The following is a 6,907-nucleotide window of genomic DNA, read 5'->3' as shown; positions in this document are numbered from 1 at the left end:
ATGCCGCCCTGACCGGCCCGATGCACCCTGCCGACCCGTTTCGCGGCCTTGGGAAGATCGCCGCCCTGGGCATCAAAGTCAGCCGGAATTGCACCTACCACGGGGTCGCGCTCAATGTGGCGATGGACCTGGAACCCTTCTCGCGGATCAACCCCTGCGGGTATGTGGGGCTCAAAACCACAGACCTTTCTACAATCGGGGTATCGGCAAGCTGGCAGGAAGCCGCAGATGTGCTGGGCCGCAAGCTCGTCACCTACCTGGCGCCCTGAGCACATTCCTTCAAAGAAATACACCATGAGCACCCCAGAAACCGTCAATCCTGTTGTTCGGGACATCCAGAGCCAGGAAGACTACAACCCGCTGGCCAAGCAAAAAGCCGCGGCCAAGCTGTCGCGCATCCCCGTCAAGGTGGTGCAGGGCGAAATGCTCAAGAAGCCCGACTGGATCCGCGTCAAGGCCGGCAGCCCGACCACGCGCTTTTACGAGATCAAGCAGATCCTGCGCGAAAACAAGCTCAACACAGTGTGCGAAGAAGCCAGCTGCCCCAACATCGGGGAATGCTTCGGCAAGGGCACGGCCACCTTCATGATCATGGGCGACAAGTGCACGCGCCGCTGCCCGTTTTGCGACGTGGGCCACGGCCGCCCCGATCCGCTGGACGTGAATGAACCGCTGAACCTGGCGAAAACCATCGCAGCACTCAAGCTCAAATACGTGGTGATCACCAGCGTGGACCGCGATGACCTGCGCGACGGCGGCAGCGGCCACTTTGTGGAATGCATCCAGAAGATCCGCGAACTCTCGCCCGCCACCACGATTGAAATCCTGGTGCCCGACTTCCGCGGCCGCGACGACCGCGCGCTTGAAATTTTGAAGGCCGCGCCGCCCGACGTGATGAACCACAACCTCGAAACCGCGCCGCGCCTTTACAAAGAAGCGCGTCCCGGCAGCGACTACAACTTCAGTCTGAACCTGCTCAAGAAGTTCAAGGCCCTGCACCCCGATGTGCCGACCAAGAGCGGCATCATGGTGGGCYTGGGCGARACCGACGARGAAATTCTGCAGGTSATGCGCGACATGCGCGCGCACAACATCGACATGCTGACCATCGGCCAGTACCTGGCGCCCTCCACCAGCCATCTGCCGGTGCGCCGCTATGTGCACCCCGACACCTTCAAGATGTTTGAAGAAGAAGCCTACAAGATGGGCTTCACGCACGCCGCCGTGGGCGCCATGGTGCGCAGCAGTTACCACGCCGACCAGCAGGCCCACGCGGCAGGCGTGGCCGACAAGGCCGACGCGGCCACCGCCGCTCTTTAATCCCCGCAACATGACCTTGCCGCAAGGCTCCCTGTCGCTGCGCCACTACGGCGCCTCGCACGGCAGCCATGCGCATGACCACTTCCAGGTACTGCTGGGCCTGAGTGGTGTGCTGGAACTGGAAGTACGCGGACGCGGGCGGCGCATTGCCGCCGGCCAGGGCTGCGTGATCACACCCGGCGACCGGCATGACTTTGAATCACGTGAAGGCAGCCGCTGCCTGGTGCTGGACACCACGCATGCGGACTGGGCTCGCTGCGCCTATGACCCTGCAAAAACCGCGCAAACCCTTGCGCTGGGAAATTACCTCGCCGAAGCGCTGCAGCAGCCGGGCAGCCTCGCGCAACTTCACGGTCCGGCGCTGTTGCTGGAAGCGTGGCAACCCACARCACCCGCATCAACGCCCTTGCGCCATGCGCGGCCCATCCACTGGGAACAACTGGCCACCTGGACACAGCAGCGCCTGCACGAACCACTGAGCGTCGCGCAACTGGCCGCGCAGGTGTTTTTAAGCCCGACGCAGTTTGCCGCACGCTGCCGGCGCGAAACCGGCCTCAGCGTGATGCAGTGGCTGCGCCGGCAACGCCTGGCACTGGCCGTGCAACTGCGCAGCCGCGGCATGAGCGTGGCCGACACCGCGCTGCACTGCGGCTACCAGTCGCCCTCAGCCCTGACGGCCGCGATGCGGCGCGCCGGGCTGGGCAGCGCCTGACCTTTACGGATTTTCAATAGCGACTCGGGTCGTTCGGCCGGCGGTCGTAGCGGTTGCGCACACCGTCGCCATCGCGGTCACCCCGGTAGCCGGGGCCATAGCCCGGCGCAGGGGCGGGCACGACACGATATTGCGGTCCGTTGTCATAAGCCACCGGGTAAGCCACGCAGCCCGACAGGGCGGCCATGCCGGCCAGCGCCAGCAAGAGGATGGAAAGCTTTCTCATGGTGAGTCTCCTTGGGTTTCATGCGATTTCGGAGAAATCTGCCATGCCATTGCAACTGAAGTCCGTACGGGCAAGGTGTCTGCAGCGCCCCTCGCACGTGAAGCTCGTTACCGGATGTTGGTCTGCGCGTAGGACATACCCCTGAATCGCCAGAACCGTCGTTGCACGACAACAAAGCGTTGCTCTGCGACGACGCCCACGTGACGTCCCCCTATGCTTGCCGCCATGCCAGCCAATCTCTACGCACTGGGCGCCATCGCCCTCTGGACCCTGCTCGCCTCGCTCGGGGTCTCGCTCAAACACGTTCCGCCCTTTCTGCTCACCGGCGTTGCGCTGCTGACCGGCAGCCTGCTGGCCCTGCCTTTTGTGCTGCGGGACCGCGCGCAATGGAAGATTCCCACCGCCACGCTGGCGCTCGGCGTGTACGGCCTCTTCGGCTATCACTTCCTGCTTTTCATCGCGCTGCGGTATGCGCCGGCAGTCGAGGCCAACCTGGTGAACTACCTCTGGCCGCTTTTTATCGTGGTGCTGGCGCCGCTGTTCCTTCGTGGCGTGCAGCTGCGCGCTGTGCATGTGGCTGCAGGCCTGCTGGGATTTGCCGGCGCCGCCATTGCCATATTGGGCGCGGGCGGTGGCGGTGCGACGTCCTCCGCAGGCTGGTCATGGGGTTACCTGCCGGCGCTGGGCTCGGCCTTCATCTGGGCCAGCTACTCGCTGCTGACAAAACGCGTGCCGGCCTTTCCCACCGCGGCCATCGGCCTCTTCGGCCTGGTCTCGGGCGTGCTTTCGCTGCTGTGCCATTGGGCGCTGGAGCCTGCCGCCACGCTGTCGGCGCAGGACTGGCTATTGCTGGCGGTGCTGGGCGCAGGGCCGCTGGGCGCGGCGTTCTTTCTCTGGGACAAGGCCCTCAAGCTGGGCGACGCGCAGCAGATCGGCATCCTCAGTTACCTCACGCCGCTGGGCTCGACTGCACTGCTGATGGGGGTAAGCGGCCGCGCGCTGAGCTGGAGCATCGCCCTGGCGGCGGTGATGATCATCGGCGCCGCGCTGCTGGGAACAAGAGCAAAATAAGGCTGCAGCCCTTTAAGGACGGGCGCCAGCAGCTCCTGATTCAATAGCATGCCACAGCACGCACACGGCCAGCCCGGGCTCTGCATTGCGCACTTGCAGCTCGGCGCCATGCGCTTCGGCCACCAGTCGGCACAAGTACATGCCCAGGCCCACGCCGCCCGTGGCGCGCTGGCGTGCGCCGTCGGTCCGGTAAAAGGGCTCGGTCAAATGCGCCAGCTGCGCGGCATCCACCCCCGGGCCGAAGTCGCGCACTTCCAGCATCACGCCGCCGCCCGCCGGCTGCAGCGACACATGCGGCGGCCTCCCGGCGCCGCTGCTGTAGCGCAGTGCGTTGTCCATCAGGTTGCGCACCAGCAGGCGCACGCGCATGCGGTCCAGTGCCAGCGGCGCAAGGCCAGTCGCCAGGTCCAGCACCATCTCCGACGCACCTGGCACCTCGGTGGCCGTCTCGCGCACCAGCGCCGCCAGGTCCACCGGTTCGCGCTGTAGTGCGACGTGCGGGCTGGCCAGACGCTCGCTTTCGAGCAAGTCGCTGATCAGGTCGCGCATCTCGCCCAGGTCGCGCAGCAGCGCCTCGCGTTCGCGCTCGCCGGCACCGGTGCCCTCGGGCGTGGTGGGCAGCAACTCGGCGTTGAGCCTGGCGCGTGTCAGCGGGGAACGCAGCTCATGGCTCAATGCCAGCAGCAAGGCGCGTTTGGCGTTGAGCATGCCTTCGATGTCGTGCGCCATGGTGTTGATGCGCCCGGCCAGGTCGCCGAGTTCGTCGCGGCGGCGCAGGGGAATCGGCGTTGCGAACTCGCCGCGGCCAAAGCGCTCGGCGCCTGCGCGGATGTCGTCCAGCGGGCGCAGCAGGCGCCGCACGTAGGCATAGGCGCCTATGAGCAAGCCCAGCAGCAGCGCCAGCGTGATCCAGCCAAACACGCCGTGTGGCGCTGCCTGCCAGGGCGCAGTGCCGGGGCCAAAAATCACGCGATGGCCGTCGGCMGTGGTGCGGCTCAGCCAGTCCTTGGCGCGGGCGTCGAACACCTTGCGGTCGGGCCTGTCAGGATGGGACTGCCAGTTGACCTGCGGCCCTTCAATGCGGATGGAAATCGGCAGCCGCGCAGCCAGCGCCTGGGCACGGCCCACATCGGGCGGCGAACCCAGGTCGGCCACCAGCCTGTCCATGTAGTCGCTGATCAGCGGTTTGGCCGCGTCGCGCCAGCCCGTTGAAAACGCCCGCTGCATGCCGCTCATGAACACAGCACCCATGGCCAGCGCCAGCAGCAGGAACACGGTGATCAGCCGCAGCCGGAGCGAATGCTTCCAGCGGTGGCGCCAGCGCTCGGGGCGTGAGCGTTCGCGGGCCCGGCAGTCCCGGCGCGTTTTCCACCGCCTCATGGCGTACCCGCCTTGCCGGCAGCGAGGGCATAGCCCGCGTTGCGCAAGGTCTTGATGCAGTCCAGTGGCTCCAGTTTTTTGCGCAGCCGGCTCACCACGATGTCGACGGCGCGCGTGTACAGCTCGGCCTCGTGGCCGCGCAGGCGGTTGAGGATGTCGTCGCGGTTGAAGACCTTGCCGGGCTCGGCCGCCAGCAGGGCCAGCAATTCAAACTCGGTGCCGGTCAGCTCGACCTTTTCACCCAGGCGCAGCACTTCGCGCGTTTCCACATCGACCACCAGCCCCTGGAACACATGGCGCTGGGTAGCCGCAGCCGGTGCGCTGCGCTGGCGCCGCAAAATGGTCTGCAGGCGCGCCACCAGCTCGCGCGGCTCAAAAGGCTTGGGCAGGTAGTCGTCGGCGCCCAGCTCCAGCCCGACCACACGGTCCATCACGTCGCCGCGGGCCGTCAGCATCACGATGGGGATGTCGCTTTCCTTGCGGATCTCGCGGCACAGGGCAAAGCCGTCCATCTCGGGCAGCATGACGTCCAGGATGGCTGCGTCATACGCACCGGTGCGCAGCATGGCCAAGCCTTCACCGGGGCGCAGCGCGCTTTCGAGCACAAAGTCAAAACGGGCAAAGTAGGCGGCCAGCGGCGCAGCCAGGTGCTCGTCGTCGTCGATCAGCAGGATATGGGGCATAGGATTGGCTACATTCGCTTCGGAAAACTCGCATCGACCTGGAGTTGCTCCTGAAAAAACATCAATGCATCGCGGTTCACATTGTCATGCACAGCAGCCCGATTGACGCCTTGTGGATCCGTACACAGAGCGGGCGCGACGCCGCGCATCTCCGACGTGCACGGCGCGAGAAACACGAAGTGGTCGGCTGCGGGGATCTCGGTGTATCGGGCCAGTGAGGGAAGCAGTTCCTTTACTTTTATCGCGTTCTCCTTGACCGGGAGCACGGAATCGGCGCCGGCCGCGTACAGATTCACCGGCCTCGAGACCTGCGACAGGCTTTCGCGGTCAAAGAAGGCTCCCGGCGGGCTCATGATGAACGCGGCGCGGATGCGGTCGTCGGTCTTCGCGATCAGCGGGGGAGACGACAGGGAAACCTTTCCGCCACCGGCACATAGAACACTTGTCGGCAAGGCTTTGCAATAGGCACTCAGCAGCTCGAACTTCGGTTTGGCGCCCATCAACAAGAGGGCCGAATAGCCGCCTGCCGAAAAACCCGCGACGCCCACCCGCCGGGAATCGATCAGGCCCGCAGAGGCCGGAGCCTGCAACAGGAAATCCAGCAGTGCCGACAGTTGCAGCGCTCTTCCAATCAGCACCCGATCGGTGCCGACCCCGCTGCTGTCGCGAAAATTGTCGCCCGGATGCTCGATTGCGGCCACCACGTAGCCATGACGCGCGAGGAATGTCGCTGTATCGTGGTGACTGAACCGGCCGGCACCATTGCCGTGCGAGAGCAGCACCAGAGGATGGCGCACACCCATCGGCGCCGCATCCTTCGCGGCAGACACAATGACAGCCCCCATCCTGGTTGTTTCAGACGTAGGTGCTGCCGGATAGAACACCGCCGCCTGCATCGGTTGCTGCGTGACAGGATCGGGAAGCTGAATCAAACGAAAGCCGGCGCCACCGGAAAGTTCAGTGGCGTCCACCACGCCGGCGATCGCCGCCAAAGCAACGAACATGCTGCAAGTTAGCGATTTCAACATCGGGTTCCTTTGAAGCGGAGAAAAGCGCTGTTCACCACGGATCGGCCCGTCCGATGCGCCCGAGGTGCGTCTGGCCAAAACCCGCCGCGTACTTGAGCCCGTAGCCCAGCGCACGGTCAAAGCCGATGTGCGCGCACCAGACCAGGCCGCCGGCCACCAGCACGGGGGTTGCGCCCAGAACGCCCGCCGCCAGCAGGGCTACGGCGCCGAAGTAGGAATGCATGGCGTTATAGGCGGCAGCCCCCACACGCGGCCCGGCCAGGTAGGCCAGGAAAGACAGGTCGGGCAGCAAAAATAACGCTGCAAACCAGCCCCACCCCGCGCCGAACTGGGCGTAGGCCGCAGCCGCCGCAGCCACCACCGCCAGCCCCTCGGCACGCAGCAGCAGGCGTACGCCGCCGTTGGCGCTGCCCGGGGCAACTGCCGTGGCGATGCGGCGCTGAACGGTTCGCGCCACGCGGCCTGCCGGGAAGAAAAGTGCCTCAGC

9 protein-coding genes are annotated in these 6,907 nt (G+C 65.6%); 4 read left to right on the top strand and 5 right to left on the bottom strand.

Going from position 1 to position 6,907, the window contains the following annotated elements; translation table 11 throughout:
- The 3 genes from AC1D1P_RS10645 to AC1D1P_RS10635 all read left to right on the top strand — a co-directional run.
- Positions 1-269, top strand: a 269-nt coding sequence (locus AC1D1P_RS10645) for a lipoyl protein ligase domain-containing protein (protein WP_477672951.1), incomplete at its 5' end; no start/stop codon positions are given.
- 25 nt (positions 270-294) lie between these two features.
- Entirely contained in the window at positions 295-1,320 is a 1,026-nt protein-coding gene (lipA, locus tag AC1D1P_RS10640; RefSeq protein WP_477668859.1) for a lipoyl synthase, read from the top strand.
- Between the two features lie 10 nt (positions 1,321-1,330).
- Positions 1,331-2,032 carry a helix-turn-helix domain-containing protein gene (locus tag AC1D1P_RS10635; protein WP_477672950.1) on the top strand — a complete coding sequence of 234 codons (702 nt, stop codon included), beginning with the start codon at positions 1,331-1,333 and terminating at the stop codon, positions 2,030-2,032.
- 13 nt (positions 2,033-2,045) lie between these two features.
- Here the strand turns inward: AC1D1P_RS10635 and AC1D1P_RS10630 are convergent, their stop codons facing one another.
- Positions 2,046-2,258, bottom strand: a complete 213-nt coding sequence (locus AC1D1P_RS10630; RefSeq protein WP_477668861.1) for a hypothetical protein — start codon at positions 2,256-2,258, stop codon at positions 2,046-2,048.
- 225 nt (positions 2,259-2,483) lie between these two features.
- On the opposite strand from AC1D1P_RS10630, the gene AC1D1P_RS10625 reads away from it, so the two are divergent.
- Complete coding sequence (locus tag AC1D1P_RS10625; RefSeq protein WP_477668862.1) at positions 2,484-3,329, top strand: DMT family transporter; 846 nt, start codon at positions 2,484-2,486, stop codon at positions 3,327-3,329.
- Positions 3,330-3,341: 12 nt separating this feature from the next.
- Here AC1D1P_RS10625 and AC1D1P_RS10620 read toward each other — a convergent pair whose 3' ends face one another.
- From AC1D1P_RS10620 to AC1D1P_RS10605, 4 genes are all read right to left on the bottom strand, one after another.
- A complete protein-coding gene (locus tag AC1D1P_RS10620; RefSeq protein ID WP_477672949.1) occupies positions 3,342-4,709 on the bottom strand; it encodes a sensor histidine kinase in 1,368 nt (455 codons plus the stop codon).
- Positions 4,706-5,392 (bottom strand): response regulator transcription factor, encoded by a 687-nt coding sequence (locus AC1D1P_RS10615; RefSeq protein ID WP_477672948.1) that lies wholly within the window; start codon positions 5,390-5,392, stop codon positions 4,706-4,708. Before AC1D1P_RS10615 ends, AC1D1P_RS10620 begins: the two co-directional genes overlap by 4 nt.
- 8 nt (positions 5,393-5,400) lie before the next feature.
- Complete coding sequence (locus AC1D1P_RS10610) at positions 5,401-6,396, bottom strand: alpha/beta hydrolase family protein (RefSeq protein WP_477672947.1); 996 nt, start codon at positions 6,394-6,396, stop codon at positions 5,401-5,403.
- 55 nt (positions 6,397-6,451) lie between these two features.
- A partial coding sequence (locus AC1D1P_RS10605) for a DUF4260 domain-containing protein (protein ID WP_477672946.1) occupies positions 6,452-6,907 on the bottom strand: 456 nt, incomplete at its 5' end.

This window comes from Polaromonas sp. P1_E1_2, from assembly GCF_056406035.1.
This window is presented reverse-complemented; position numbering and strand designations above follow the sequence as displayed.